Raw genomic sequence first — 25,710 nt, forward strand, 5'->3', positions numbered from 1 at the left:
GCGCGCGGAAAGGGTGCCTGGCGCGGCACGATGAAAGTCCGACGATGGGGAGCCGGGGGGAAGGCGGAGCGGCAGGCGATTACGCCGCCGCTTCCTTCTTGGTCTTGCCGTTGTCGTTGGCGAGCACGCGGATCGGTTCCTTGCGACCCTCCACCACGTCTGCATCGACGACGACTTCGGTGACGTTATCCATGCTCGGCAGATCGAACATCGTGTCGAGCAGCAGGCCTTCCACGATCGAGCGCAGACCGCGCGCACCGGTCTTGCGCTTGATCGCCTTCCGGGCGATCGCCGTGAGCGCATCGTCGGTGAAGGTCAGTTCCACATCCTCTAGCTCGAACAGCTTGGCATACTGCTTGACCAGCGCGTTCCGCGGCTCCCTGAGGATCGTCACCAGCGCGTCGGCATCGAGATCGTGCAGCGTCGCGATGACCGGCAGACGCCCGACGAATTCGGGGATCAGCCCGAACTTCAGGAGGTCTTCCGGCTCGCACTTCTCCAGCATCTCGCCGATGCGGGCCTTGCTCGGATCGGCGACGTTCGCACCGAAACCGATGGAACGCTTCTGCAGGCGGTCGCCGATGATCTTGTCCAGACCGGCAAAGGCTCCGCCGCAGATGAACAGGATATTGGTGGTGTCGACCTGCAGGAATTCCTGCTGCGGATGCTTGCGCCCGCCCTGTGGCGGAACGGAAGCCGTGGTGCCTTCCATCAGCTTGAGCAGCGCCTGCTGCACGCCTTCGCCCGACACGTCGCGCGTGATCGAAGGGTTCTCCGCCTTGCGCGTGATCTTGTCGATCTCGTCGATATAGACGATGCCGTGCTGCGCCTTCTCGACATTGTAGTCGGACGATTGCAGCAGCTTGAGGATGATGTTCTCGACGTCCTCGCCGACATAGCCCGCCTCCGTCAGCGTGGTGGCGTCGGCCATGGTGAAGGGCACGTCGAAGGTGCGCGCAAGCGTCTGCGCCAGCAGGGTCTTGCCGCTGCCGGTCGGGCCGACCAGAAGGATGTTGGACTTCGCCAGTTCGACGTCGCCCGACTTGCCCGAATGCTTCAGCCGCTTGTAGTGATTGTGCACCGCGACGCTGAGCACGCGCTTGGCGCGGTCCTGCCCGATCACGTAATCGTTGAGCGTGCCGCAGATGTCCTGCGGCGTCGGAACGCCACCGTCCTTGCGTCCGCCAAGACCGCTCTTGGCTTCTTCCCGGATGATGTCGTTGCACAGTTCCACGCATTCGTCGCAGATGAACACGGTGGGACCGGCGATCAGCTTGCGGACCTCGTGCTGGCTCTTGCCGCAGAAGCTGCAATACAGGGTGCTCTTGCTATCGGATCCGCTCAACTTCGTCATAGTCCTTTCCTAGGCGCCAAATCTTGCCAATTCCCTGTCCGGGATGCCCCCCGCGGCGTGCGAGGGGCGTGGTCGCTGGCGCCAGAATCGTCTCGCCAATCTAAGGATCGTGGCGACAATATCAATCGCAACGCACCATAGCGTCCGGGCCTTGCGCCAGGGTGAAGCGGAGAAGCCGCCGAACCAGGCGGCTCCGCACCGCCGCTTGCAGGTGCGAATGGCGACCTATTCCTCGGGCGCTCCGCCAGAACCGGTGGCTTCGCCAGCCTCGTCGTCCTTGGGGCGATGGGCGAAAACCTTGTCGACGATGCCGAATTTCTGCGCCTCTTCCGCTTCGAGGAAGGTGTCGCGATCCATCGCCCTTTCGATGTCGGTCAGGCTCTGTCCGGTATATTCGGCATAAAGATCGTTCATGCGCTTGCGAATGCGCAGGATTTCCTTGGCCTGAATCTCGATATCGGAGGCCATGCCGCGCGCACCGCCGCTGGGCTGGTGGACCATGATCCGCGCATTGGGGAGCGCGACACGCATGCCCGGCTCGCCCGCCGCCAGCAGGAAAGAGCCCATGCTGGCCGCCTGCCCGACGACCACGGTGCGCACCTTGGGCTTGATGTACTGCATCGTGTCGTGGATCGCCATGCCCGCCGTCACCACGCCGCCGGGCGAGTTGATGTACATCGAGATGTCCTGCGAGTTCTCGCTTTCCAAAAACAGCAGCTGGGCGACGATCAGCGAGGCCATGTTGTCTTCCACCTGGCCGGTCACGAACACGATCCGTTCGCGCAGCAGGCGCGAGAAGATGTCGAAGCTGCGCTCTCCGCGGCTGGTCGATTCGACGACGACGGGCACCAGGGCGCCGGTGACGGGGTCGGTGGTAAAACGGTCTTTGCTGTCGCCGAACAGGTCGAACATGGATGGTCCTCTCGTCTGAATGAGAGCGCCTATGTCGCGCCTCGGCGGTGCATGTTCAAGGGGCCGGTACGCCCGAACCGGGGGATTGCGGTTCGTCGGTGGGCGACGGCGGTTGGTCGATGGGGATCGACGAACGGGCAACTGCGGTCGATAGGGGCGCGCACGAATATGGTTTCGGCCGATACCGGCCCGGGAACCGATAAGATGTCGCAGGGACGAACCACGCAATATGAGATCGCAATTCTTCGCGGGCTCGGCGGCTCTCGCCCTGATGTTCGCAATGTCCGTCCCCGCCCGGGCGCAGGAAGCGTCCGTCGATCCGGGTGCAGACGAGGCCGCGCCGGTAGCGACGCGGGCGGCGAGCGGCGCCCGCGTCTTCACGCCCGCGGACTTCGAGCGCTTCGCACCCCGCAACGCGCTGGACATGCTGAACCGGGTGCCGGGCTTCACGCTGCGCGGCGAGGACGGTCAGCGCGGACTGGGACAGGCGAGCGCGAACGTCGTCATCGACGGGGAGCGGATCGCCAGCAAGTCCGACGGCGTGTTCGCCCAGTTGCAGCGCATTCCCACCGACCGGGTCGTGCGGATCGAGATCGTCGACGGGGCGAGCCTCGGCATACCCGGCCTGTCTGGCCAGGTCGCCAACGTCATCACCCGCGCCGGCGATATCAGCGGTCGCTTCGAATATCACGCCAGCGCCCGGCCGGAATACGGCGAACCGACATTCCTCGGCGCCGAGGTCTCGCTCACCGGATCGAACGACCGTTTCGAATGGACGGTCGCGGCAGGCAACGGAACCGGCACCGGCGGAGCGGGCGGGGGCGAGGCCTTCCTCTACGACGGCGACGGCGTCCTGCTGGAGCAGCGCTATCCGGAAAGTCTGTACAAGGGCAATTTTCCACGGGTGTCCGGGACGGCGAAATACACGACGGGCGGCGGAACGCTCATCAACGCCAACGCCAGTTACGACCGGGAATATTCCGACTTCACCGAGGAGGAATACCGCGATCTGGTAACCGGCATCGACCGGCTGCGCCTGTTCCACAACCGCTATCGCGCCTGGAGTTACGAACTGGGCGGCGACATCGATTTCGCGCTGGCCGGCGGTCGGCTCAAGCTGATCGGGCTGGAACGCTACACGCGCGGCCGCTCCACCAACGATTCGACGCTCGATTTCGATGACGGGTCGCCCGATACCGGCAATCGCTTCGTCACGCGCGCCGAAACGGGAGAGCGGATCGGACGCGCGGAATATCGCTGGGACATGCTCGGCGGCGGCTGGCAGATCGACGCCGAAGCCGCCTTCAACCGCTATTCGCGCAAGGCGCAGCTGTTCGATCTCGATGCGGGCGGCGACTATGTGGACGTGCCCTTTCCCGGCGCATCGGGCGGCGTGACGGAGGACCGGTACGAGACGATCCTCACCCACAACCGCTCGCTGGCAGGCAACCTCACCCTCCAGATCGGTGCCGGTCTCGAACATTCCACGCTGTCGCAATCGGGGCCGCAGGGCCTCACTCGCAGTTTCCTGCGCCCCAAGGGTTCGGTCAACCTTGCCTGGAAGGTGAACGATCGCCTCGACCTGTCGCTGGAGATCGCGCGGCGCGTCGGGCAGTTGTCGTTCGGCGATTTCCTCGCCAGCGTTTCGCTTCAGCAGGGTCAGCAGAATGCGGGCAATGTCGAACTCGTGCCGCAGCAGAGCTGGGAGGCCCAGGTGGAGGCGGCCCGGGATCTGGGGCGCTGGGGCAGCACGAACCTGCGACTCTATGCCCGGTTGATCGAGGACTACATCGAACTGATCCCCGTCGAGGGCGGGCTGGAAACGCGCGGCAACATCGACAGGGCTACGCTTTACGGCCTGCGCTGGAACACGACGCTCAACCTCGATCCGCTGGGGTTTGCGGGCGCCAAGCTCGACATTCTCGCCCAGGCGGAGGAAAGCTCGCTCGACGATCCGCTGACCGGGCTGCCGCGCGCGTTCAGCAGCATCGAGGACCGCGAGCTGGACGTGACCTTGCGGCACGACATTCCGGGCAGCGACTGGGCGTGGACCGCAGGTTTCCAGTACAACCACACGCTGCCCTATTACCGGCTCGGCGAATTCGGGCGCGAGTACGAGGGGCCGACCTACACCTTCGCCTCGATCGAGAACAAGGACGTGTTCGGCATGACCGCCAAGCTGACCGTGTTCAACCTGACGGACGGCAGGGCGCGCTCCGAACGGCTGATCTACGGCGGCTATCGCGACCGCACCGGGCTGCTGCTGCGCGAGGTGCGCAACCAGGCGGTCGGGCCGATCTTCATGTTCGAGTTGAGCGGAGACTTCTGAACAGGTTGCCAGCGTGCCCTGCGGACGGCATCAGGGGGGCATGAAAACCCGCCTCGCGCTCATCCTCACCGCCGCCCAACTCGCCCTAGCCGGTCACGCGCTCGCGCGGGAACGCGGTCAGGGCGAGGAGCCGGTGCCCGCGCCGGAAATCCTCGCCGACGAGGTGCGCGAACAGACCTCCAGAGAGGCGGTGGCGGCGTCGTCGGCCTCGCCGGCGGCGCAGGCTCGCATGACAGAGGCGATGGAGCAGCTCGACCGGATCGCCGCCTACGACGATGCCGGCCCGATGCTCAACGCCGTGATCGCGGTGAACGGCAACGCCTTCGCCGAGGCCGGCGCCCGGGCCGATGGCGGATCCCTGCTGGCCGGCCGCACGGTGCTGGTGAAGGACAATATCGAGACGCGCGAATGGCCGACCACCGCGGGCAGCCTGGCGCTGGAAGACAACCGCACCGGCCGCGACGCGCCTCTCATCGCCCGGCTGCGCGCCAATGGTGGCGTCGTGCTGGGCAAGACAAACCTTTCCGAATGGGCCAATATCCGCAGCTCGAACTCCACCAGCGGATGGAGCGCGGTGGGCGGGCAGACGCGCAATCCGCACGCGATCGACCGCAATACCTGCGGATCGTCGTCGGGCAGCGGCGCGGCGGTTGCGGCGGGCTTCGCGTGGGCCGCGATCGGCACCGAGACGGACGGTTCGATCACCTGCCCGGCCAGCGTCAACGGTGTGGTCGGCTTCAAGCCGACGGTCGGCCTCGTCAGCCGCACCCACGTCGTTCCGATCAGCGTCAGCCAGGATACCGCGGGACCGATGGCGAGGAGCGTCGCCGACGCCGCGCTGCTGCTTTCCGCCATTGCCGGCAGCGATCCCCTCGATCCGGCGACCGCCGACGCCGATGCGCACAAGGGCGACTACATGAGCGGTCTCGATACCGCATCGCTCGACGGGGTGCGGATCGGTGTTCTGCGCAACCAGATCGGCAGCCAGGCCGCAACCGCACAGATTTTCGAGCAGGCCCTGGTCGATCTGGCGGAAGCGGGCGCGGTGCTGGTCGATATCGAATACGATCCGCAAGGGGAGATGTACCGCGACGAATTCACCGTGCTGCTCTACGAAACGCGCGAGGGGCTGGACGAGTACCTGACCGGTTCGCCCGCGGACATCCCGGTGCGCTCGCTCGCCGACCTGATCGACTTCAACGCCGTCCACGCGTTGAGCGAACTGCGCTGGTTCGGACAGGACATCTTCGAACAGGCCATGCAGACGACCGACGAGCACGCCTATCTCGCCGCTCGGGAGAACGCCCTGCGCCTGGCCGGCGACCAAGGCATCGATCGTTTGCTGGCCGAAAACGACGTGGCTTTCCTGATCGCGCCGACGCAGGGACCGGCCTGGACCACCGACCTCGTGCTGGGAGATCACATCACCGGCGGCGTGGGCGCGGGATCGCTCGCGGCCATTGCCGGCTATCCGCACCTGACCGTTCCCATGGGGCACGTTGAAGGACTGCCGGTGGGTCTGTCCTTCATCGGCGCGAAATGGAACGATCACGCGGTGCTGGAAGCGGGCGCCGCCTATGAACGCGCGCGCAGCGTGGAACTGCCCGAGCCCAGCCTCGAAGCCTGGAAACCCGCGACCCGCTAGGCCGGACCGCGCCGCGCATATGAAAAGGCCGGACCAAACGGCCCGGCCTTTTCGTTCGATCGGTCAGCCGATGATCAGTCCTTCTTCGCCGCGGACTTCTTGGCCGGAGCCTTCTTGGCGGCCGGCTTCCTGGCAGCCGTTTTCCTGGCCGTAGCCTTTTCGCCGTCTTCCTTGGCGGCAGTCTTCTTCGCCGGCGCTTTCTTCGCCGCGGGCTTCTTCGCCGCCGGCTTGGATTCGTCCGGCTTGGCGTCGTCCGGCTTGGCTTCGTCCGGCTTCGCGGCGGTCTTCTTGGCGGGAGCCTTCGTCTTGGGTGCGGCCTTTGCCTCGTCGGCATTCGCCTTCTTGCCGGCCGTCCCGGCGGCAGGCTTCTTCTTCGCCGGAGCCTTCTTCTTGGCGGGCGCCTTCTTGGCGGCCTCGGCCTCGGCTTCCTCGTCCGCCTCGATCGCGGCTTCCAGTTCCTCGCGCGTGACTTCGCGCTCGGTCACTTCGGCCTTGTCGAACAGGAAGTCGACGACCTTGTCCTCGTACAGCGGAGCGCGAAGCTGGGCCTGCGCCATGGGTTCGTTGCGAACGTATTCGACGAACCGCTCACGGTCCTCGGGGCGGTACTGCTGGGCCGCCTGCTGGATCAGCATCTGCATTTCCTGTGCGCTGATCTCGACACCGTTCGCCTGACCGATCTCACTCAGCAGCAGTCCGAGCCGAACGCGGCGTTCGGCGATGCGGCGATAGTCGTCCTTCTCGCCCTCGATCTCCTTGAGGGCAGCTTCGGAATCCTCTTCCTTCGCCGCTTCGGCCTCCAGCTGCCGCCAGATCTGCTCGAACTCGGCATCGACCATCGAGGGGGGTACGGGGAAGTCGTGATCAGCCGCCAGCTTGTCGAGCAGCTGCCGCTTCATCTGCGTACGGGTAAGACCAGCCGATTCCTGCTCGATCTGGCCGCGCATCAGTTCCTTGAGCTTGTCGAGGCTCTCGAGACCGAGACCCTTGGCGAACTCGTCGTCGATCTTCGTTTCGCCTTCGACCTTCACCTGCTTCACGGTGACGTCGAATTCGGCCTGCTTGCCGGCCAGGTGTTCGGCCGGGTAATCTTCGGGAAAGGTGACGGTGATGGTCTTTTCATCGCCGGTTTTCGCGCCCGCGAGCTGGTCCTCGAAGCCGGGAATGAACTGGCCGGAACCCAGCACCAGCGGCGCGTCCTCGGCCTTGCCGCCCTCGAACTCCTCGCCGTCGACGCGGCCGACGAAATCGATGATGAGCTGGTCGCCATCGGCGGCCTTCTTCGTCTTCGGCGCGTCCTTGTAGCTCTTCTGGCTCTCGGCGATGCGACCGAGCGCCTCGTCCATCTGTTCGTCCGATACGGGAACGGTCAGCTTTTCCAGCTTGAGCCCCTCGACGGACGGCGCCTCGATGTCGGGCAGGATCTCCAGCTCGACATCGACCTTCGCATCCTTGCCCTGCTCGTACCCCTCGCCCATCGCGACCTGCGGCTGGAGGGCGGGGCGCAGCTTCTTCTCGCGGATCAGCTCGTCCACCGATTCGCGTACCGTCGCATTGAGAATGTCGGCGTGCAGCGCCTCGCCGTGCATCTTGCGAACCAGGTTGGCGGGCACCTTGCCGGGCCGGAAGCCGGGCATGCGGACCTGCGGCGCAACGCGCTTCACCTCGCTGTCGATCTTCGCCTCGATGTCGGAAGCCGGAATGGTCAGCGTGTAGGCGCGCTTGAGGCCTTCATTGGTGTTTTCGACGATCTGCATTTCAAGCCTTTTCATGGTCTAACGAAGGCTCGCCGCGAGCGGCGCTCGCATCGCGGCGAAACTGGTGCGGGCGAAGGGACTCGAACCCCCACATCTTGCGATACCTGGACCTAAACCAGGCGCGTCTACCAATTCCGCCACGCCCGCGGCCCGACGAACCCTTTGCAGGCGATGCCTGCGAAAACGAAGCGCCGCCCTTAGAGGGGCGGGGCCAAAAGGGCAAGCCGTGCGGCAAGGCGATGCGGCGGGCCGGAACGGGCCCGCGGCGTGGATGGTTTTCCCTCCATGTCACGAAAGGAAAGCGCCATGACGAGCGTGCAGATCGATCCCCAAGCAACGCCCCTGCGAGCCGGGGAACTTGCGCAGGATGCCGGAACGGACGAACCCTTCACCGCCAGCGATGCCCGCGACCCCGGGCGCATGGCGGAGGGAAGATCCGAGGTGGCGGAAATCGACATAGAGCGCGGCGGCGATACCGATCACCCGGGAAAGGGCGGCGACACCGACCATCCCGGGCGCGGCGGAGACGTCGACCGGCCTGGGAAGGATGGCGGCCTCGACCGGCCCGACCGCGGCGGGGACATCGACAATCCCGGCCGCGCTCCCGCCGAGATCCCGCCGGAAATCACCACCCCGCCCGATTGATGCGCGATTGCAATTCGCCGGCGCGGCGCTAGGGGCCCTTGGCCATGAGCGACAACGATAACCAGGATACGCCGCCCGAGCGTCTTTCCATCGACCCGCGTAGCGAGCATTTCGACGCGGACGTGCTGCAACGCGGCGTCGGCATTCGCTTCAAGGATCGCGTCCGCACGGACATCGAGGAATACTCGATACCCGAAGGCTGGGTCAGGGTGCAGGCGGGCAAGACGGTGGACCGCAAGGGTCGCCCGCTGACGATCAGGCTGAACGGCCCGGTCGAGGCCTGGTTCGAGGATCTGGGCGAGAACGCGCCGGTGGCGAAGGCCGGCTAGCCGACCGGGGGGCGTCGCCCCTCAGACCACCGGGCTGTTCGGATCGTCCTGCTCGTCCGGATGCGTCGTCGTCAACCGCAGAACGACATAGCCGATTACCGCGGAAATCGCCGAGCCGGTAAGAATGCCGATCTTCGCTTCCTCGCGCAGCAATTCGTTGCTGAACGCGAGTTCGCCGATGAACAGGCTCATGGTGAACCCGATGCCGCACAGGATGGATACGCCCCAGATCTCCGGCCAGGTGCAGCCCGGCGGCTTGGGCACGATCTTCAGCTTCACCGCCGCCACGATGCAGGAGAAGATCCCCAGCTGCTTGCCGATGACGAGACCGGCGGCAACGGCGAGCGGCAGCGGGTCGAACAGGTTCGACAGGCCCAGCCCGGACAGGTTGACCCCGGCATTGGCGAAGCCGAATATCGGCACCACGACATAGGCATTCCAGCCGACCAGCCCGTGCTCCATCTTCTCGAGCATGGAATTGCCGTCCCTGCTGTGCATCGGGATGGTCAGCGCCGCCAGCACGCCGGCAATGGTCGCGTGGACGCCGGAATACAGCACGCAGTACCACAGCAGCGCGGTGGCGAGAACGAACGGGATCATCGACTTCACCCGCATCCGGTTCATCGCCAGCATCACCCCCAGCACGACGACCGCGGCGATCAGGAACTGCATCTTGATCGACGCCGTGTAGGCGAGCGCGATGATGGCGACCGCGCCGATGTCGTCGACGATGGCGACCGTCAGCAGCAGCAGCCGCAGGGACGAGGGGACGCGCGTTCCCAGCAGGCCGACGACCCCCATGGCGAAGGCGATGTCGGTCGCGGCGGGAATTGCCCATCCGTGCGACAGGCCGGATTCGCCGCTCGACACCAGCAGATAGACCAGCGCAGGGGCCGCCATGCCCGCCGCCGCAGCCATGATCGGCAGGGTGCGCGCGTTGGGATCGGACAGGTTTCCGCTGATGATCTCGCGCTTCACCTCCAGCCCGACGACGAAGAAGAAAATCACCATCAACCCATCGTTCACCCACAGGTGCAGCGTGTTGAGGTAGAACACGTCCTTGTCCCACAGCGGGCCGTAGAACAGTTCGCGATAGGCGTCGTGTACCGCCGAATTGGCCACGATCATGGCGATGGCGGCGACGAAGATCAGCAGCAGGCCGGCAAAGGCATCCGCCTTGAACAGCGTCTTGAAGTTGCGAACGGCCTTGGCGATGATCGGTTCGGACATGGCGCTGCCTATTTGCGAATAGCGCCCAAGATGCAACCCCGCCGCGCGTCCCGCATCGAAGCTGTTCTGGATTGGCGTTGCCTTTTCCCGCCCAGGCTATAACGATTAAGGTCAAGTACTTGGGTCGGGGGTCGCATCATGGGTTCGGGGGGCTGGACCGCGCTGCAATGGCTGGCGCTGGTGGAAAACGAAATGCTGCTTTTCGCCGGTGCGTTCTTTCTGCTGGGCGCTCTCGACGAGTTCGCGGTGGACCTATGCTGGGCATGGCTCAGGATCACGGGGAAGGCATCGACGCCCCGCGTGGACAGGAACCGGCTCGCAAGCTGCCGCCTGTCCGGGGCGGCCGCCGTGTTCATACCGGCCTGGCAGGAAGCAAGCGTGATCGGCCAGACCGTATCCCATGCCCTGCGCGCCTGGCCCCAGCCGGACCTCAGAATCTATGTCGGCTGCTACGCCAACGATGCGAACACCTGCGAGGCTGCCCGGGCGGGGGCCTGCGGCGACGACCGTCTGCGGATCGTCAGGCTCGATGTACCGGGCCCGACGACCAAGGCGGACTGCCTCAACCATCTCTACCGGCAGATGAAGGCGGACGAGACGTCCGAGGGGAAGCGGTTTCGTCTGGTCCTGCTGCACGATGCGGAGGACATGGTCGACGCCGCCGCGCTGGCGCTGATCGACGGTGCGATGGACGGTGCGGATTTCGTCCAGATTCCCGTCCTGCCCATGCCGCAGGCCCGGTCGAAATGGGTGGGAAGCCACTACCTGGACGAGTTCTGCGATGCGCATGGACGCACCATGGTGGTGCGCGCCGCGCTGGGGGCGGCGCTGCCGGCCGCGGGGGTCGGCTGCGCGTTCTCGCGCGGCATGCTCGCCCGTTTCGAACGGCATGCTGACGGTGGCGGTCCCTTCTCTACGGATACGCTGACGGAGGATTACGAGCTCGGTCTCAGGGTGTCTGCCGAGGGTGGCCGCTCGCGTTTCCTGCGGGTGCGCGGAAACGACGGCAGGCTCGTGGCGACCCGTGCCTATTTCCCGGAGACACTGGCCGGGGCGGTGCGCCAGAAGTCGCGCTGGATTCACGGCATCGCGTTCCAGGGCTGGAACCGCATGGGCTGGACCGCGGGACCGGCGGAATGGTGGATGCGGCTGCGCGACCGGCGCGGACCGCTCGCCGCGGTCGTGCTGGCGACAGGATACAGCCTGCTCGCCCTCTCCACCGCTCTTTTCGCGTGGCAGATCTTCGGACACGAACCTGCGCTGCGACTGTCGCCGCTGGTGCGGGCGATGATCGTCATCACCCTTATCAGCTTCGCCTGGCGATCGTTCGTGCGCTTCGCTTTCGCGGCACGGGAGTTCGGTTGGCGGGAAGGCGTGCGTGCCATCCTGCGTATTCCTGTGACCAACGTCATCTCGATCATGGCCGGTCGCCGCGCGCTGTCCTCCTATGTCCGCAGCCTGCGCGGGGAGATCCCGCCATGGGAGAAGACGGCGCATGACCTGCATCCCGCGGACGCAGGGCTTTGCGCGCCCGCGCGACCATGACGGGAGCGAAACGCCTCCTGCCAAACAGGGGCGGCCCCCTGTCCTCGCTGCTTCTCGTGCTGGGCGCGTGGGTCGCGGTGCGCACTCTCGTCTGGGAAGCGCCCTTCGCGATCGCCGAGGATGCGCCTATAATATCGCTCTCCCCGTCGCCGGCCTCCGCCAACGCATCGCGGCGCGGCGGAGCGAGGCCGCCTGCCGCCTCGGCGCCCGGCGGCGCGGCGGGAACGCGGTCAAACAGGGTTATCGCCGCCGACGGTTGGCCTTTCGCTTCACCGCGCGGCGCGCGACATCAAGAAGCGCTGCCCCCCGGGGCGGTCCGTTCCGCCGCGCCGACACCACCGACAATGCGGTCGGACAGCGGGGAAAGAATCGAGGCGCGGCCGCGGGTGGCGGCCAGCCCCCGCCAACCGCCCTTCGCCAGCGTGGCTCGTCCCGTGGGCGTCGAGGGCGGCGGCGGTGCGCTGCGCCTGTCCCCCGCGCCCCCGGGAAGCCGCTGGAGCATGGATGGGTGGGCGCTGCTGCGCCGCAGCGAGGCGCGCTCCTTCGCGGCTGGCACCCCCGGATATGGCGGCAGCCAGCTCGGTGCGGTGCTGCGTTACCGGCTCTCCCCATCCAGTCGGCACGCGCCGCAGATCCATCTGCGCGGATCGCAAGCCTTGGTGGGCGAACGGGAGAGCGAGGTCGCGCTCGGTCTTTCGGCGCGCCCGATCGCGACGGTGCCCGTGCGCGTCGCTGCCGAAATGCGTGCAACGGCCGATGGTCGCGGCTTGCGACCGCGGGCCGCCTTCTATGCGGTCAGCGAGCTTGCGCCCCTGGCCCTGCCCGCCGGGGCGGTTGGCGAGGCCTATCTGCAGGCAGGCTATGTCAGCGGCGATTTCGCCACCGCCTTTGTCGACGGGCAGGCGCGAGTGACGCGTGCGATCGTTTCGTTCGAGGGCGCCGCGCTCGAAGTCGGGGGCGGGGCATGGGGCGGGGCGCAGGAGGATGCCGCGCGCCTCGATATCGGTCCAACGGCGGTGGCGCGGCTGAGCATCGGGCAGGTAAGGGCTCGCCTCGCAATGGACTATCGCCTGCGCGTTGCGGGCGATGCCACGCCCGCGAGTGGCCCGGCGCTCACACTTTCCGCCGGATTTTAGCCGACCGCCACCATACGCCTTTGATCGACCGCCAGCATGGGTTAGGCGCGGGCGATGGACGTCTACCTCCCCATTGCCAATCTGGCGGTCAACGGACTGGTCATCGTGGCGCTGGGCGCGGTGACGGGCATGTTGTCGGGGGTATTCGGCGTGGGCGGCGGCTTCCTGACGACGCCGCTGCTGATCTTCTACGGTATCCCCCCCACCGTTGCCGCAGCCTCCGCCGCGACGCAGGTGACGGGCGCGAGCGTTTCGGGCGTCTTCGCCCACAGCCGCAACCAGGGCGTCGACTACCAGATCGGCGGCGTGATCGTGGCTGGCGGCATGATGGGCGCGCTGGTGGGCGCCGGCCTGTTCACCCTCCTGCGCTCGCTCGGCCAGATCGATACGGTCATCAACATTCTCTACGTCGTGCTGCTGGGAACGATCGGCACGCTGATGGGGCGCGAGGCGCTGACCGTGCTGTTCGACAGGGAGGGGCAGGGCACGGGCCGCGCGGCGAAACGGCGGCACCACCCGATGATCGCGGCGCTGCCCTATCGTTGGCGCTTCTATCGCTCGGGCCTCTACATCTCTCCCATCGCGCCGCTCATCCTGGGCCTGGTGGTGGGAATGCTGACCATGCTGATGGGCGTGGGCGGGGGCTTCATCATGGTTCCCGCCATGCTCTACATCCTCGGAATGAGCGCCAAGGTCGTGGTCGGGACGAGCCTGTTCAACATCCTGTTCATCACCATGCTGGTGACGATGGTTCATGCCTTCACCACCCGCGCGGTGGACATCGTGCTGGCCGGTCTGCTGCTGGTCGGCTCCGTCACCGGGGCGCAGATCGGCACGCGCATCGCCGGGTTCGCGAAGCCCGAGCACCTGCGTCTCGCGCTCGCCATGATCGTTCTCGCCGTCGCCCTGCGGATGGCCTACGGCCTCGGCGTCACGCCGGACGAGGTCTATACGGTGGTGCCGCTGTGATACGCTGGCTGCTCCTCGTCCTCGCCGCAGCGCTCGCGATGCCGGCGGCGGCACAGCAGCGCGAACCGATTCTCGTGCCCGACATATCGGAACACACCATCGTGCTGCGTCAGGGCTTCACCGGTTCCGACGTGCTGCTGTTCGGGGCGATCCTGCCCCCCGACGGGGTGCGCAGCGATACGGAATACGGCGTCGTCATCGTCCTCAAGGGGCCGACCGAACCGATCCGCATTCGCGAGAAGCAGCGGCTGAGCTGGCTCGGCATCTGGGTCAACGCCGATTCCACCGAATATCGTTCGGTCCCCAGCTTCTACGCCATGGCCAGTTCGCGGCCGGTGCTCGACATGGTCGACGAGCGGACCGCGGCGATCTACGAACTGGGGCTCGACTACCTGCAGCTTTCGCCGACCGGGCAGATCAATCCCGAAGAGCAGGCGCGCTTTTCCACCGGGCTGGTCGATCTGCGCCGGCGGCAGAACCTCTACACCCAGGACGAGCACGGCGTTCGCCTGACCGAGGACGTGCTGTATCGTGCCCGGCTGTTCATCCCCTCCAACGTCATCGCCGGCGAATATGTCGCGGAAACCTTCGCCATCGCCGATGGCCGGGTCATCACCTCGGCGACTTCGGTCATCGCAGTGCGCAAGGAAGGTTTCGAACTGACCGTCGAGGAGGAATCGCGCGACAACGCCTTCTTCTACGGCCTGTTTGCGGTAGGCCTGTCGGTGTTCATGGGCTGGGGGGCCGGCCGCCTGTTCTCGCTGGTGTGAACCGGCGGCGGCCGGCCATTGACGCGTTCTTAACCGCGTTCGCCGTAAATCCCAGTGCGTCCAGAACAATGCGAGCTTGCGACGACCATGAACGACATGCCGAGGCAGACCTTCGATCCCGCCAACCCGGCGAACAGCCCGGTGGCGGCGCCCCCGCGGGCGGAATGCGGCGCCGACGACGATTGCGCGCGCCAGCCGATCGGCGTGGTCCTCGACATCGCCGGCTCGGGCTCGCAGATCGCGCTCGACCTGCAACGGCTGAACGAGTGCATGGATCACGACGATCCCTCGATCGGGCTGGCCGGGCAGGTCGGCAGCCAGATCAAGATCAAGACCAATGACGGCTGGCTGCTCGCCTCGGTCCGCAACCAGAAGCAGGACCGGCGCGGCGAGGGCAATTCGGTCGTCGCCAATATCGACTTCCTGGGCGAGGGCATGGAGGAGAAGCTGACGGGCAAGATCCACAGCTTCCGCCGCGGCGTGACCCGCTACCCGGTGCCCGGCGCGCTCATCTACCCGTCGACCACGGAAGACCTGCGGCAGATCTATGCGTCCGACGGGCGCAGTTCGATCCAGATCGGCACCGTCTATCCGACCAAGGACATCCGCGCCGGCATGTATATCGACGCCATGCTGGGCAAGCATTTCGCCCTGCTCGGCTCGACCGGTACGGGCAAATCGACCAGCGCGGCGCTGATCCTTCACCGCATCTGCCAGGCCGCGCCCGAGGGCCACATCCTGATGATCGACCCGCACGGCGAATATTCGGCGGCGTTCCGCAACACCGGGATGATCTTCGACGTCACGAACCTGCAGATGCCGTACTGGCTGATGAATTTCGAGGAGCACTGCGAGGTGCTGCTGAAATCCTCCGGCAACGACCTGCAGAACGACCGGGACATCCTCGCCAAGTGCCTGCTGGCGGCGCGGGCGAAGAACCGGCTGGCGCAGCAGATGGGCAAGATCACCGTCGATTCGCCGATCCCCTATCTCCTGTCCGACCTCACCAACCTGATCCAGGACGAGATGGGCAAGCTCGACAAGGCCACCAACACCGCGCCCTACATGCGGATCAAGACCAAGATCGAGGAGCTGAAGGCCGATCCGCGCTACCAGTTCATGTTCTCCGGCATGCTGGTGGGCGACACCATGGCGGAATTTCTCGGCAAGATCTTCCGCATGCCCAGCTCCGGCAAGCCCATTTCCATCGTCGACGTCTCGGGCGTTCCCTCCGACATCACCTCCACCGTTGTCGCGGTGCTCAGCCGGCTGACCTTCGATTTCGCCATCTGGGGCCGGGGGGAGAAGACCAACCCCATCCTGCTGGTGTGCGAGGAAGCCCACCGCTACGTGCCGAACGAGAAGAATTCGGACGGCAATTCGGTCGGCACCATCCTCTCGCGCATCGCCAAGGAAGGGCGCAAGTACGGCATCAGCCTGGGCCTCATCACGCAGCGTCCGTCGGACCTTGCCGAGGGCGTGCTGTCGCAATGCGGCACGATCATCTCGATGCGCCTCAACAACGACCGGGACCAGGCCTTCGTGAAGGCGGCCATGCCCGAAGGCGCGCGCGGCTTCCTCGATTCGATCCCGGCGCTGCGCAACCGCGAATGCATCATCTGCGGCGAGGGCGTGTCGATCCCCATCCGCGTGGCGTTCGACAATCTGGAGGAAGCCAAGCGCCCGGCCTCGGAAGACCCCAGCTTCGTCGACCTGTGGAACCAGAGCGGGGGCGAGGAGGAAGTCGTCTTCCGCACCGTGCAGCGCTGGCGGGCGCAGGGAAGCTGACACTTCCTTGCGTTTTTTGTTCGAGAACCCGCATCCGCGGGTCCGTCCTCCCGGCTGTTCCCTTTGCTCGGCTTCGCCTTCGCTGCGGGGCCGGTCCGGGCGGGCAGTCGCCCTAGCGGTCGGCTGGTCGCCGACCGGTTTCGTGCAACCCCGGAGCTGCCCGGAATGGTTCGGGGCGCGACGCAAGCGCGCCGCAAGCACGACCGTGCGCCCCCAGGTGCCCCGCAGCGGAGCGAAGGGAACAGCGCCGGGGATGCTCGCCCGGATGGGTGAGCGTAACACGCTGATCACGTCCCCCGCGTGTCGCCGAACAGGTGGATGTGCAGGCGGTCGCTGAGGCGGAAAGAGTGGCGGATGCAGAGCGGGACGAGCCATTCCATGCGGGCGCGCAGGGTGGCGCTGTCGGTCCCTTCGGGCATCAGGAAGACGCGGCGCGGCGCGATTTCGTGCGTGCGCACCAGTGCCAGCACCTCCTCCACATCGCTCGGCGAGGCGATCACGAACTTGACATACGCGCGCTCCTCGCCCGCCCAGTGCGCGAGCATCGCGGGCTTCAGCGCCAGCTCGGCCGGATTGCCCGAATGGGAAAGCTTGGGACTGACATTGTACTGCGCCACGCGCGCGTCGAGCGCGGGCGGCGGCATGATGGTGCCGTTGGTCTCCACCTCAACCGCGACGCCGGGAAGATGACCCAGCATCGCGGCGAGCGCGCTCGCCTGGAGCAGAGGTTCCCCGCCGGTGACGACGAGCCGTTCCGCACCCGTCGCCGTCACCGCCCGCGCGGCCTCGGCCTCCGACATCCTCACCTGATTGGCGCGACGGTCGAACGTCGCGCCCGACCGGTGCGGTCGCTCGTCCCCGTCGAAATGCCAGGTGTAGGCGGTATCGCACCACACGCAGGCGAGGTTGCAGCGCGACAGGCGCAGGAAGGCGACCGGCATTCCCGCGCTCGGCCCCTCTCCCTGGACAGAGGCGAAGATTTCCGGCCCGCCGGTATCGTCGGTGGCGAGAACCAGGGTCATGCGGTTTGCGAAGCTGACGAAGTTGACACCGTGTCAGCCGGGATCTGACGGAATGAACCTTTGAAAACCAGGCAGTTAGGCGCGATCAGCGAAGTTGACACTGCTGCGGACGGAAATGCGGGACGGTTGATCGGATCCATGCCCGCCCCCTGCCACAGCGCCGCCCTTGTAGGGAAGCGGCAAGCGTGATCGGGCCGTGAACCCGTATCGCCGGCGGGCCCGCCTGCCGCCTTCGGGCCGCCCCGCCCGGGGGCGGCCCGCACTTACCCGAGCCGCGCCAGCGCCGCGTCCAGCCGCTCGACCTCCGCCGCGTGGTGGGCATGGTCGGCGCGCGCCTTCTCGACCGCTTCGGGCCTGGCCTTTTCCACGAAGTTGGGATTGTCGAGCCGGCGGGCGAGATTGAACGCCTCCTTTTCCGACGCGTCGCGGGCCTTTGTCAGGCGGGCGCGTTCGGCGTCGAGGTCGATCACCCCTTCCAGCGGCACGACGAACACGTCCTCCCCCGCCGCGATCTGCATGGCCGCCCCGCCGGGCGCTTCGCCCAGCTGAACCGGGGTCAGGCGCGCGAGCCGTTCTATGGCCGCCGCGCTGCGATCCACCACGCGCCGCGCGGTGTCGGATGGGTCGGGGCAGAAGGCGGGCAGCTTCGCCCCCGGCGCGATGCCCAGTTCGCTGCGCGCCGCGCGCGTCGCGGTGGTGAGCGCGATCACCCAGTCGATCGCAGCCACCGCCTGCTGGCTGATTTCCGCCTGTGGCTCGGGCCAGCGCGCCAGGATCAGGTCGTAGGGGCGCGGATCGTCCCCGGCCGCCATCGCGTGCCACAATTCCTCGGTCACGAAGGGCATGAAGGGATGCAGCATCACGAGGATCTGGTCGAGCGCCCAGCCGGCCACGAGGCGCGTCTCGGCGGCGGCATCCTCGCCCGCGCCGTTTGCGAAGACGGGCTTGATGAGCTCCAGATACCAGTCGCAGAACCGGTCCCAGACGAAATGGTAGATCGTGTTCGCCGCCGCGTCGAAGCGCAGATCGGCAAGCGCGGCGTCCAGCGCCTCGACCGTCTGCATCACCTCGCCCACAATCCACTGGTTCGCCGCCAGCCGCGCGGGCGGGGCGGCGATGGTGCCGGACGCGCCGATGCCGTTCGCCTGGCAGAAGCGCGCTGCGTTCCACAGCTTGGTGGCGAAGTTGCGATACCCTTCCACCCGGCTTTCATCCATCTTGATGTCGCGGCCCTGGCTTTCCATCGCCGCCATGAAGAAGCGCAGCGCATCGGCGCCGTAGCGATCGATGAGGCCGAGCGGATCGACCACGTTTCCCTTGGATTTCGACATCTTCGCCCCGTCGGGCGCGCGCACGAGGCCGTGGAGATAGAGGCGCGGCCAGGGATTCCGGCCCGTCAGCGCCTGCCCCATCATCATCATCCGCGCATCCCAGAAGAACAGGATGTCGAAGCCCGAGACGAGCAGGTCGTTGGGATAGTGTTTTTCCAGCAGATCGGTGCTCTCGGGCCAGCCGAGCGTGGCGAAGGGCCACAGGGCGGAGGAGAACCAGGTGTCGAGGACGTCCTCGTCGCGGGTGAGCGGGATACCCTCGCCGGCCTGGGCCCGGGCATCTTCCTCGGTCTCGGCGACATAGACATTGCCGTTCCCGTCATACCAGGCCGGAATACGGTGCCCCCACCATAGCTGGCGGCTGACGCACCAGGGCTGGATGTTCTCCATCCAGTTGAAGAAGGTCTTTTCCCAGCTCTTGGGCACGATCTCGACCTCGCCCTTGCGAACCGCCTCGATCGGGGCCTTCGCCAGTTCTTCGGCGTTCACGTACCACTGATCGGTCAGCCAGGGTTCGATGACCACGCCGCCGCGATCGCCGAACGGCGTGGCGATGGTGCGCGGTTCGGCGTCGGCCTGCGTTTCCTCGCCGTCCTTGTCCTTCGTCACGTGGGGGACAAGGTGGCCGCTATCCTTCAGCATCGCGACCACGCGCGCGCGCGCATCGAACCGGTCGAGGCCGACCAGCTCTTCGGGCACCAGTCCGTCCGCCGTCTGGCAGACCGCCGCATCGGCATCGAGCATGTTGAGCATGTCGGCGGGCGCGATGCCGGCGCGTTTTCCCACCTCGAAATCGTTGAAATCGTGCCCCGGCGTGATCTTCACCGCGCCGCTGCCCAGTTCCGGATCGGCGTGTTCGTCCGCCACGATGGGTATCTCGCGGCCCGTGAGCGGCAGGCGCACCTTGGCCCCGCGCGCCACCAGTTCCGTGTAACGCTCGTCCTCCGGATGAACCGCGACGGCCATGTCGGCCAGCATGGTTTCGGGCCGGGTGGTGGACACGCGGATGTCGCCGCTGCCATCGGCGAGCGGATAGCGGAACGTCCAGAAATGGCCCCGCACCTCGCGCGTTTCCACCTCCAGGTCCGAAATCGCGGTCTTCAGCCGGGGATCCCAGTTCACCAGCCGCTTGTCGCGGTAGATCAGCCCCTTGTCGTAAAGGTCGACGAACACCCTGGTGACGGCGCGGGTGAAATGCGGATCCATCGTGAACTGCTCGCGGCTCCAATCCATCGAACAGCCCAGGCGGCGCAGCTGGCGGGTGATGGTGCCGCCGCTTTCCTCCTTCCACTCCCACACCTTCTGCACGAAGTCCTCGCGCGAATGGTTGGTGCGCTTGTCCTGCCGCGCTTCTAGCTGGCGTTCCACCACCATCTGCGTGGCGATACCGGCATGGTCGGTGCCGACCACCCACAGCGCATCCTTGCCGCGCATCCGTTCGTAGCGGATGACGATGTCCTGCAAGGTGTTGTCGAGCGCGTGGCCGATGTGCAGCGAACCGGTCACGTTGGGTGGCGGGTTGACGATGGTGAAGGGCGCTGCGCCGGGCCGCTCCGGCCGGAAGCAGCCATTGTCCTCCCAGTGCGCGTACCATCTGGCTTCCAGCTCGGCGGGGTCGAATGTCTTGGGCAGCTCGCGTGTCATGCGCCGCGCTTTGCCAGCGCCCCCGCGCAAGGGCAATGGCTTCGCTGGCGCGTGCGGCAGGTGCCACGGCGCTTGCGGGGCGCCGGATTTCCTCGCATAGCGACCGGCGATGCGCGAATGGGCACAACACAGCGTCGACGAAGCGGGGGGCAGGGCGACGGTGACGATCACCGGGCCGCTGACCGTCGCGTCGGTCGGCAAGCTCGATCCCGCCCTGCGCGAGATGGACGACGAATCGGTTCAGTTCGTCGATCTGTCGGGCGCCGGGCGGGTCGATACCGTCGGCGCGTGGATCGTCTATCGCTTCGCCCGCGATCACCATGCCGAGATCATCGGCGGAAGCGAGCAGGCCGAGGTGCTGCTCGACGCGGTGGAGCGGGCCGAAAGCAGCGCCCGGATCAAGCCCGAACGGCCCAGGACGGTCAAGCGCGTGGTCGAGCATGTCGGCGAGCTGGTCGTCCAGTTCGTGATGGGCGTGCGCCGGAACATCGGCTTTCTCGGCATGGTCATGATGGCGATGGGCAATCTGCTCATGCATCCGCGCCGCTTCCGCATGAAGGCGCTGGTCCGGCAGATGGAGCTGGTGGGCGTGTCGTCGCTGCCGATCATCGGGTTGATGAGCTTTCTCATCGGCATCGTGATCGCGCAGCAGGGCGCGGTCCAGTTGCAGCAGTTCGGGGCCGAGACGCTGACCATCAACCTGGTCGGCCGGATCACCCTGCGCGAACTGGGCGTGCTGATGACGGCGATCATGGTGGCGGGCCGCTCGGGCAGCGCCTTTGCCGCGCAGCTCGGCACCATGAACCTGACCGAGGAGATCGACGCGATGCGCACCATCGGCGTCTCCCCGGCCGAGGCGCTGATCATCCCGCGCATCCTGGCGGCGGTGCTGATGATGCCGCTGCTTGGCTTCTACGCCTGCGTGATGGCGGTGATCGGCGGCGCCGTGGTGGGCGACATCCTGCTCGACATTCCCTTCCTCACCTTCCTCGCGCGCATCCAGGAAGTGGTGCCGACCTACGATTTCTGGGTCGGGACGGTGAAAGCGCCGGTGTTCGGCATCATCATCGCCATGTCGGGCTGCTACCAGGGGATGCAGGTCAAGGGCAATGCGGAGGAGGTGGGCCTGCGCACCACGATGGCGGTGGTGCAGGCAATCTTCCTCGTGATCGTGCTCGACGCGTTCTTCGCGGTGTTCTTCACCCAGGTGGGCTGGGCATGAGCGAGACCGGACCCGATCCCCGCGAGACCGACGCGCTGCGCTCTGCCGCCGGCGTTCCCGACCGGCACGACGACGGCGGCATCTTCCAGCATGGCGACCGGGTGGACGACCAGGCGCACGGCGACGCGCCCGAGCGCTTCGAGGGCGAATTTCCCATCCGCATCGAGGGGCTGCGCAACAGTTTCGGCGACACCGTCATCCACGATAACCTGGACCTCGACGTCAGGAGCGGGGAAATCCTGGGCGTGGTCGGCGGATCGGGCACGGGCAAGTCGGTCCTGATGCGTTCCATCATCGGTCTGCAGGAGCCGGACGAAGGCTGCATCGAGGTGTTCGGCAGGGACATCACCGAGGCCGAACCCGACGAGGAGATAGGCGTTCGCAACCGCTGGGGCGTGCTGTTCCAGGGCGGCGCGCTGTTCTCGACGCTGACGGTGGCGGAAAACGTGCAGGTGCCGCTCAAGCAGTTCTATCCCGAGCTGGAGCAGCAGCTGCTCGACGAGATCGCCCGCTACAAAGTGGTGCTGACCGGTCTGCCCGAGGAAGCGGCGAGCAAGTATCCCTCGGAGCTTTCCGGCGGCATGAAGAAGCGCGCCGGTCTCGCCCGCGCGCTGGCGCTCGATCCGGAGCTGCTGTTCCTGGACGAGCCGACCGCCGGCCTCGACCCCATCGGCGCGGCCAAGTTCGACGACCTGACCCGCGAGCTGGCCGATACCCTGGGGCTGACCGTGTTCCTCATCACCCACGACCTCGATACGCTCTACGCCATCTGCGACCGGGTGGCGGTACTGGCGGACCGGAAGGTGATCGCGGTCGGCACCATCCCCGAACTGCTCGAGACAGAGCATCCGTGGATACAGGAATATTTCAACGGACCGCGATCGCGCGCCGCCGCCGAGACGAACGCGCGGGGGAAAGCGTTGGACAACGGCGCGGACAGGAAGGCATAGGGCCGGATAAATGGAAACACGTGCCAATTACGTCTGGGTCGGGGCCATAACCCTGCTGCTGCTGGCCGCGGCCGCCGTGTTCTTCGTGTGGCTGGCGCAGCTGGGCAACCGCGACAACAAGGAATACGACATCTTCTACGAACAGTCCGTGGGGGGCGTCGCGAAGGGCTCGACCGTCACCTATTCGGGCGTGCCCATCGGCCAGGTGACGAACATCGCCATCTGGGACAAGGATCCCGAATTCGTGCGCGTTCGTATCGAGGTGGACGGCGATGCCCCGATCCTGGTCGGCACCACCGCCAGCGTTTCGGCTAGCTTCACCGGCACATCCAACATCAGCCTGTCGGGCGGGCGCAGCGACCAGCCGCCGATCAGTTGCGAGACGACCGACTGCCCCGAAGGCGTGCCCGTCATACCGCCGGCGCCGGGCGCGGTGGGCGAGATCCTGGCGAGCGCGCCGCTGCTGCTGGAGCGGCTGGCGACGCTGACCGACCGGCTGACCCGCGTGCTGGACGACGACAACCAGGCGTCCATCGCCGGCATCCTGCGCAACACCGACCAGATCAGCCGCGACCTCACCTCCACCGCGCCGCAGATCGACGCGACGCTGGTGGAACTGCAATCCACGCTGGCGCAATCCACCCAGACGCTCGCCGCGTTCGAGGATACGCTCGATTCGACCGACGGCCTGCTCGAGAACGAGGGCCAGGCCATCGCCGCCGACCTGCGCGAGACGCTGGCCTCCGCGCGGCAGGCCGCCGCCTCGCTCGAAGACGCGATGGGCAACGTGGAGCCGGTGACGCGGCAATTGTCGCAGGACACGCTGCCCGCGGCCAACGCCACGCTGCGCGACCTTCGCCGCACCAGCGAGAACCTGCGCATGGTGACGGAGCGGATCGAGACCGAGGGCGCGACATCCTTGCTGGGCGGACCGCCGCTGCCCGATTACGAGCCGGAATGAGGCGGGGAGCACACGCAATGACGATACGCACATCCATCCTCGGCGCGCTGGCCGCCTGCGCCGCCCTGTCGGGTTGCATCAGCTTCGGCCCCGACGCGCCCGACCAGCTGCTGACGCTGACGCCGAACGCGACCATTCCCGCCGGCGCATCCGCCGATGGCAGCGCGGAAAGCGCGCTCGCGGTGCAGACGCCCGCCGTTTCCCAGCGGCTGAACGTCACCCGCGTCCCGGTGATGACCAGCGACAGCTCGCTCGCCTATCTGCAGGATGCGGTATGGGTGGAAAAGCCGGCCGAACTGTTCCGCGATCTGCTGTCCGACACCATCCGCGCCAAGGGCAACCGCATGGTCATCGGCGGTGGAGAGCTGGACTACGTAGCGCAGACGCAATTGTCGGGCGAACTGGTCGATATGGGCTACGATGCCGTCACCGGCAGCGTCGTCGTCCGCTACGACGCGATCCTGCGGCTGGAGGGCGGGCGCATCATCACCCGCCGGTTCGAAGCCAGCGTTCCGGGTATCGCGCCCGAAGCCGTGCCGGTCGGCGCGGCGTTGAACGAGGCAGCCAACTCGGTCGCCGACCAGGTTGCCGAATGGGTCGGCTGAGGCGGCCCTGACCTAGCTTCGCACGGCGCGGGCGAAGGCCATCGCCCGGGCGAAGGCTTCCTCCCGCGCGGACCGCGCCCTGTCCGCTTCGGCATCCCGGCCCCAAAGCTGGGCCTGCCAGTCTTCCTCGCAATTCGCGGCGGCGAACAGCGCCTGCGCATCGGCATCGTCCTCCAGCGCCGCCAGCGCCACGATCAGCGATGCCGCGAGCGAGGCGAGGGTCAGCAGCGCGGCGAGGGTGAAGTCGTCCTCCTGCTCCAGCCGGGCGCGCAGGCGGGCGATGCTCGCTTCGGGCTGGGCACGATGAACGATGCCGCTGACCCGCTCCATCCGCACGCCGTGCGCGTCCTCGAACGCGGCGACGAGCGGCTCCCACACCTCCTCCTGCCGCGCCCAGAGCGCATCGCCCGGATCGGCGCGGTAGCACAGCGTGTCGGTGCCGGCGTAGGACAGCAGCTTGTCGATCGCCGCGCCGCGATCGGCGCGCACCACGTCGATTGCGTAGTCGGTCAGGTCGCGATGGACGAAGGTTTTCGGGTCGATCTCCTCACCCTGCGCGCGCCATTCGCCGGCCAGCAACTCCGCCGCCGCGCGGGTCGGCACGATCTGCGCCGAGCCCATCTGCGTCCTGATCGCTCGCCCATCCAGCATGACGCGCCAGCCATCTCCCGCCGCCTCGAGTGCGACTTCGGTGTAGAAGCGCCTCACCCGCGCGGTGTCCGCCAGCGCCGCGCCATCATCAGCGGCACGACGAGAAAGGCGAGGACGCCGGCGACCAGGGCGATCCAGCCGAGCGCGGCGGGGACCGCCAGCTTGCCGTTCAGCGCCAGCAGTCCGAATATCGCCAGCATCGCCCCGCCGAGCCGGGTCATGACCAACGCCAGGAAGCGATTGCGCGCTCTCGTATCGGGATCAGCCATGCAGGATGTCCTCCAGTTCGCGCACGCTCCCGGCCACGATTTCGGCGCCCGCTTCGAGCAGTTCGGCCGGTTCGTGATACCCCCAGGCGACGCCGATGGCGCGCACCTCGGCATTGCGGGCCATCTCGATATCGTAGGCGGTATCGCCGATCATCACCGTCTGCCAGGGCGCGGCGAGCACGTCCTCCATCGCGGCGTCGAGCATGCCGGGATCGGGCTTGGAGGGGTGGCGGTCGGCGGTTTGCAGCGTCGCGAACAGATCGGTGAGGCCATGCGCGGCGAGCGTGCTGGCGAGGCCGCGGTCCGACTTGCCGGTGGCGACGCCGAGCGTCCACTCGCTCGCCCGCAGGCGCTCTAGCAGCGGCGCGATCCCTTCGAACAGCGGTTCGCGCAGGCTGCCGTCCTCGCGCGACCGGCGAAAGGCGCGTTTGTAGGCCTCGACCGCCTCGCGCTGGCTCTCGGAGGTGGCGTCGGGGGCGAGCAGGCGGATCGCCTGCGGCAGGCTCAGCCCCACGATGCGGCGGATTTGATGCCGTCCGGGCGCGGGCAGGCCGGTTTCGGCGAAGGCGGTCTCCATCGCCGCGACCACGCCCGCCTGCCCGTCGCACAACGTGCCGTCGCAATCGAACACGGCGAGGCGCAGCGC

22 protein-coding genes and 1 tRNA gene are annotated in these 25,710 nt (G+C 67.0%); 13 read left to right on the forward strand and 10 right to left on the reverse strand.

What is annotated here, in order from left to right; genetic code table 11:
- Positions 1–79: 79 nt before the first annotated feature.
- Both clpX and EG799_RS10380 read right to left on the reverse strand, forming a co-directional pair.
- Positions 80–1,354 (reverse strand): ATP-dependent Clp protease ATP-binding subunit ClpX, encoded by a 1,275-nt coding sequence (clpX, locus tag EG799_RS10375; protein ID WP_123880924.1) that lies wholly within the window; start codon positions 1,352–1,354, stop codon positions 80–82.
- Between the two features lie 225 nt (positions 1,355–1,579).
- Positions 1,580–2,266 carry an ATP-dependent Clp protease proteolytic subunit gene (locus EG799_RS10380; RefSeq protein ID WP_123880926.1) on the reverse strand — a complete coding sequence of 229 codons (687 nt, stop codon included), beginning with the start codon at positions 2,264–2,266 and terminating at the stop codon, positions 1,580–1,582.
- Between the two features lie 271 nt (positions 2,267–2,537).
- Between EG799_RS10380 and EG799_RS10385 the strand changes: the two genes are divergently transcribed.
- Both EG799_RS10385 and EG799_RS10390 read left to right on the forward strand, forming a co-directional pair.
- On the forward strand, positions 2,538–4,595 hold the full coding sequence (locus EG799_RS10385; RefSeq protein ID WP_234029123.1) for a TonB-dependent receptor plug domain-containing protein: 2,058 nt from the start codon (positions 2,538–2,540) through the stop codon (positions 4,593–4,595).
- A gap of 40 nt (positions 4,596–4,635) precedes the next feature.
- Positions 4,636–6,240, forward strand: coding sequence for an amidase (locus EG799_RS10390; RefSeq protein ID WP_123880931.1), 1,605 nt, complete (start codon positions 4,636–4,638; stop codon positions 6,238–6,240).
- 74 nt (positions 6,241–6,314) lie between these two features.
- On the opposite strand, the gene tig is transcribed toward EG799_RS10390, so the two are convergent.
- Together tig and EG799_RS10400 are read right to left on the reverse strand one after the other, a co-directional pair.
- A complete protein-coding gene (gene tig, locus EG799_RS10395) occupies positions 6,315–7,997 on the reverse strand; it encodes a trigger factor (RefSeq protein WP_123883046.1) in 1,683 nt (560 codons plus the stop codon).
- A 62-nt stretch (positions 7,998–8,059) separates the two neighbouring features.
- Positions 8,060–8,144, reverse strand: a tRNA-Leu gene (locus EG799_RS10400).
- Positions 8,145–8,303: 159 nt separating this feature from the next.
- Here EG799_RS10400 and EG799_RS10405 point away from each other — a divergent pair.
- Both EG799_RS10405 and EG799_RS10410 read left to right on the forward strand, forming a co-directional pair.
- On the forward strand, positions 8,304–8,642 hold the full coding sequence (locus EG799_RS10405; protein ID WP_123880933.1) for a hypothetical protein: 339 nt from the start codon (positions 8,304–8,306) through the stop codon (positions 8,640–8,642).
- A 44-nt stretch (positions 8,643–8,686) separates the two neighbouring features.
- On the forward strand, positions 8,687–8,971 hold the full coding sequence (locus EG799_RS10410) for a DUF3297 family protein (protein WP_123880935.1): 285 nt from the start codon (positions 8,687–8,689) through the stop codon (positions 8,969–8,971).
- Positions 8,972–8,992: 21 nt separating this feature from the next.
- Here EG799_RS10410 and nhaA read toward each other — a convergent pair whose 3' ends face one another.
- On the reverse strand, positions 8,993–10,201 hold the full coding sequence (gene nhaA, locus EG799_RS10415; protein ID WP_123880937.1) for a Na+/H+ antiporter NhaA: 1,209 nt from the start codon (positions 10,199–10,201) through the stop codon (positions 8,993–8,995).
- A 138-nt stretch (positions 10,202–10,339) separates the two neighbouring features.
- Here nhaA and EG799_RS10420 point away from each other — a divergent pair, with 138 nt between their 5' ends.
- The 5 genes from EG799_RS10420 (at position 10,340) to EG799_RS10440 (ending at position 16,409) form a co-directional block, all read left to right on the forward strand.
- Positions 10,340–11,746, forward strand: coding sequence for a glycosyl transferase family protein (locus EG799_RS10420; protein ID WP_123880939.1), 1,407 nt, complete (start codon positions 10,340–10,342; stop codon positions 11,744–11,746).
- A 422-nt stretch (positions 11,747–12,168) separates the two neighbouring features.
- Positions 12,169–12,882 carry a hypothetical protein gene (locus EG799_RS10425; protein WP_123880941.1) on the forward strand — a complete coding sequence of 238 codons (714 nt, stop codon included), beginning with the start codon at positions 12,169–12,171 and terminating at the stop codon, positions 12,880–12,882.
- Positions 12,883–12,936: 54 nt separating this feature from the next.
- Positions 12,937–13,851 carry a sulfite exporter TauE/SafE family protein gene (locus EG799_RS10430; RefSeq protein ID WP_123880943.1) on the forward strand — a complete coding sequence of 305 codons (915 nt, stop codon included), beginning with the start codon at positions 12,937–12,939 and terminating at the stop codon, positions 13,849–13,851.
- Positions 13,848–14,621: a TIGR02186 family protein gene (locus EG799_RS10435; protein WP_325051113.1), complete on the forward strand. Its 774-nt coding sequence runs from the start codon at positions 13,848–13,850 to the stop codon at positions 14,619–14,621. Before EG799_RS10430 ends, EG799_RS10435 begins: the two co-directional genes overlap by 4 nt.
- 87 nt (positions 14,622–14,708) lie before the next feature.
- Positions 14,709–16,409, forward strand: a complete 1,701-nt coding sequence (locus tag EG799_RS10440) for an ATP-binding protein (protein WP_181950896.1) — start codon at positions 14,709–14,711, stop codon at positions 16,407–16,409.
- A 287-nt stretch (positions 16,410–16,696) separates the two neighbouring features.
- Here the strand turns inward: EG799_RS10440 and EG799_RS10445 are convergent, their stop codons facing one another.
- Complete coding sequence (locus EG799_RS10445; RefSeq protein ID WP_123880945.1) at positions 16,697–17,431, reverse strand: 7-carboxy-7-deazaguanine synthase QueE; 735 nt, start codon at positions 17,429–17,431, stop codon at positions 16,697–16,699.
- Positions 17,432–17,694: 263 nt separating this feature from the next.
- The gene (locus EG799_RS10450) at positions 17,695–20,406 is read right to left on the reverse strand and encodes a valine--tRNA ligase (protein ID WP_123880947.1); all 2,712 of its coding nucleotides are present in this window, start codon (positions 20,404–20,406) and stop codon (positions 17,695–17,697) included.
- 109 nt (positions 20,407–20,515) lie between these two features.
- On the opposite strand from EG799_RS10450, the gene EG799_RS10455 reads away from it, so the two are divergent.
- From EG799_RS10455 to EG799_RS10470, 4 genes are read left to right on the forward strand one after another with little or no spacing between them, the layout of a single operon-like run.
- A complete protein-coding gene (locus tag EG799_RS10455; protein ID WP_123880949.1) occupies positions 20,516–21,628 on the forward strand; it encodes an ABC transporter permease in 1,113 nt (370 codons plus the stop codon).
- Entirely contained in the window at positions 21,625–22,578 is a 954-nt protein-coding gene (locus EG799_RS10460) for an ABC transporter ATP-binding protein (protein ID WP_123880951.1), read from the forward strand. Before EG799_RS10455 ends, EG799_RS10460 begins: the two co-directional genes overlap by 4 nt.
- A 10-nt stretch (positions 22,579–22,588) precedes the next feature.
- Positions 22,589–23,539 carry an MlaD family protein gene (locus EG799_RS10465; protein ID WP_123880953.1) on the forward strand — a complete coding sequence of 317 codons (951 nt, stop codon included), beginning with the start codon at positions 22,589–22,591 and terminating at the stop codon, positions 23,537–23,539.
- A 17-nt stretch (positions 23,540–23,556) separates the two neighbouring features.
- Positions 23,557–24,144, forward strand: coding sequence for an ABC-type transport auxiliary lipoprotein family protein (locus tag EG799_RS10470; protein ID WP_234029124.1), 588 nt, complete (start codon positions 23,557–23,559; stop codon positions 24,142–24,144).
- Between the two features lie 12 nt (positions 24,145–24,156).
- Here EG799_RS10470 and EG799_RS10475 read toward each other — a convergent pair whose 3' ends face one another.
- The 3 genes from EG799_RS10475 to EG799_RS10485 are packed head-to-tail and all read right to left on the reverse strand — an operon-like array spanning position 24,157 to position 25,707.
- Positions 24,157–24,852 carry an ATP12 family protein gene (locus tag EG799_RS10475; RefSeq protein WP_123880957.1) on the reverse strand — a complete coding sequence of 232 codons (696 nt, stop codon included), beginning with the start codon at positions 24,850–24,852 and terminating at the stop codon, positions 24,157–24,159.
- Positions 24,849–25,064: a hypothetical protein gene (locus EG799_RS10480; RefSeq protein ID WP_123880959.1), complete on the reverse strand. Its 216-nt coding sequence runs from the start codon at positions 25,062–25,064 to the stop codon at positions 24,849–24,851. Before EG799_RS10480 ends, EG799_RS10475 begins: the two co-directional genes overlap by 4 nt.
- On the reverse strand, positions 25,057–25,707 hold the full coding sequence (locus tag EG799_RS10485; protein ID WP_123883052.1) for an HAD-IA family hydrolase: 651 nt from the start codon (positions 25,705–25,707) through the stop codon (positions 25,057–25,059). Before EG799_RS10485 ends, EG799_RS10480 begins: the two co-directional genes overlap by 8 nt.
- Between the last annotated feature and the right edge of the window lie 3 nt (positions 25,708–25,710).

Source organism: Aurantiacibacter spongiae, assembly GCF_003815535.1.
GTDB lineage: Bacteria > Pseudomonadota > Alphaproteobacteria > Sphingomonadales > Sphingomonadaceae > Alteraurantiacibacter > Alteraurantiacibacter spongiae.

What these genes read in the sequence shown, in the direction of transcription:
- clpX (WP_123880924.1), bottom strand. Translation starts at nt 1,354, where the DNA reads ATGACGAAGTTGAGCGGATCCGATAGCAAGAGCACCCTGTATTGCAGC.
- EG799_RS10380 (WP_123880926.1), bottom strand. Translation starts at nt 2,266, where the DNA reads ATGTTCGACCTGTTCGGCGACAGCAAAGACCGTTTTACCACCGACCCC.
- EG799_RS10385 (WP_234029123.1), top strand. Translation starts at nt 2,538, where the DNA reads ATGTTCGCAATGTCCGTCCCCGCCCGGGCGCAGGAAGCGTCCGTCGAT.
- EG799_RS10390 (WP_123880931.1), top strand. Translation starts at nt 4,636, where the DNA reads ATGAAAACCCGCCTCGCGCTCATCCTCACCGCCGCCCAACTCGCCCTA.
- tig (WP_123883046.1), bottom strand. Translation starts at nt 7,997, where the DNA reads ATGCAGATCGTCGAAAACACCAATGAAGGCCTCAAGCGCGCCTACACG.
- EG799_RS10405 (WP_123880933.1), top strand. Translation starts at nt 8,304, where the DNA reads ATGACGAGCGTGCAGATCGATCCCCAAGCAACGCCCCTGCGAGCCGGG.
- EG799_RS10410 (WP_123880935.1), top strand. Translation starts at nt 8,687, where the DNA reads ATGAGCGACAACGATAACCAGGATACGCCGCCCGAGCGTCTTTCCATC.
- nhaA (WP_123880937.1), bottom strand. Translation starts at nt 10,201, where the DNA reads ATGTCCGAACCGATCATCGCCAAGGCCGTTCGCAACTTCAAGACGCTG.
- EG799_RS10420 (WP_123880939.1), top strand. Translation starts at nt 10,340, where the DNA reads ATGGGTTCGGGGGGCTGGACCGCGCTGCAATGGCTGGCGCTGGTGGAA.
- EG799_RS10430 (WP_123880943.1), top strand. Translation starts at nt 12,937, where the DNA reads ATGGACGTCTACCTCCCCATTGCCAATCTGGCGGTCAACGGACTGGTC.
- EG799_RS10440 (WP_181950896.1), top strand. Translation starts at nt 14,709, where the DNA reads ATGAACGACATGCCGAGGCAGACCTTCGATCCCGCCAACCCGGCGAAC.
- EG799_RS10445 (WP_123880945.1), bottom strand. Translation starts at nt 17,431, where the DNA reads ATGACCCTGGTTCTCGCCACCGACGATACCGGCGGGCCGGAAATCTTC.
- EG799_RS10450 (WP_123880947.1), bottom strand. Translation starts at nt 20,406, where the DNA reads ATGACACGCGAGCTGCCCAAGACATTCGACCCCGCCGAGCTGGAAGCC.
- EG799_RS10455 (WP_123880949.1), top strand. Translation starts at nt 20,516, where the DNA reads ATGCGCGAATGGGCACAACACAGCGTCGACGAAGCGGGGGGCAGGGCG.
- EG799_RS10460 (WP_123880951.1), top strand. Translation starts at nt 21,625, where the DNA reads ATGAGCGAGACCGGACCCGATCCCCGCGAGACCGACGCGCTGCGCTCT.
- EG799_RS10465 (WP_123880953.1), top strand. Translation starts at nt 22,589, where the DNA reads ATGGAAACACGTGCCAATTACGTCTGGGTCGGGGCCATAACCCTGCTG.
- EG799_RS10470 (WP_234029124.1), top strand. Translation starts at nt 23,557, where the DNA reads ATGACGATACGCACATCCATCCTCGGCGCGCTGGCCGCCTGCGCCGCC.
- EG799_RS10480 (WP_123880959.1), bottom strand. Translation starts at nt 25,064, where the DNA reads ATGGCTGATCCCGATACGAGAGCGCGCAATCGCTTCCTGGCGTTGGTC.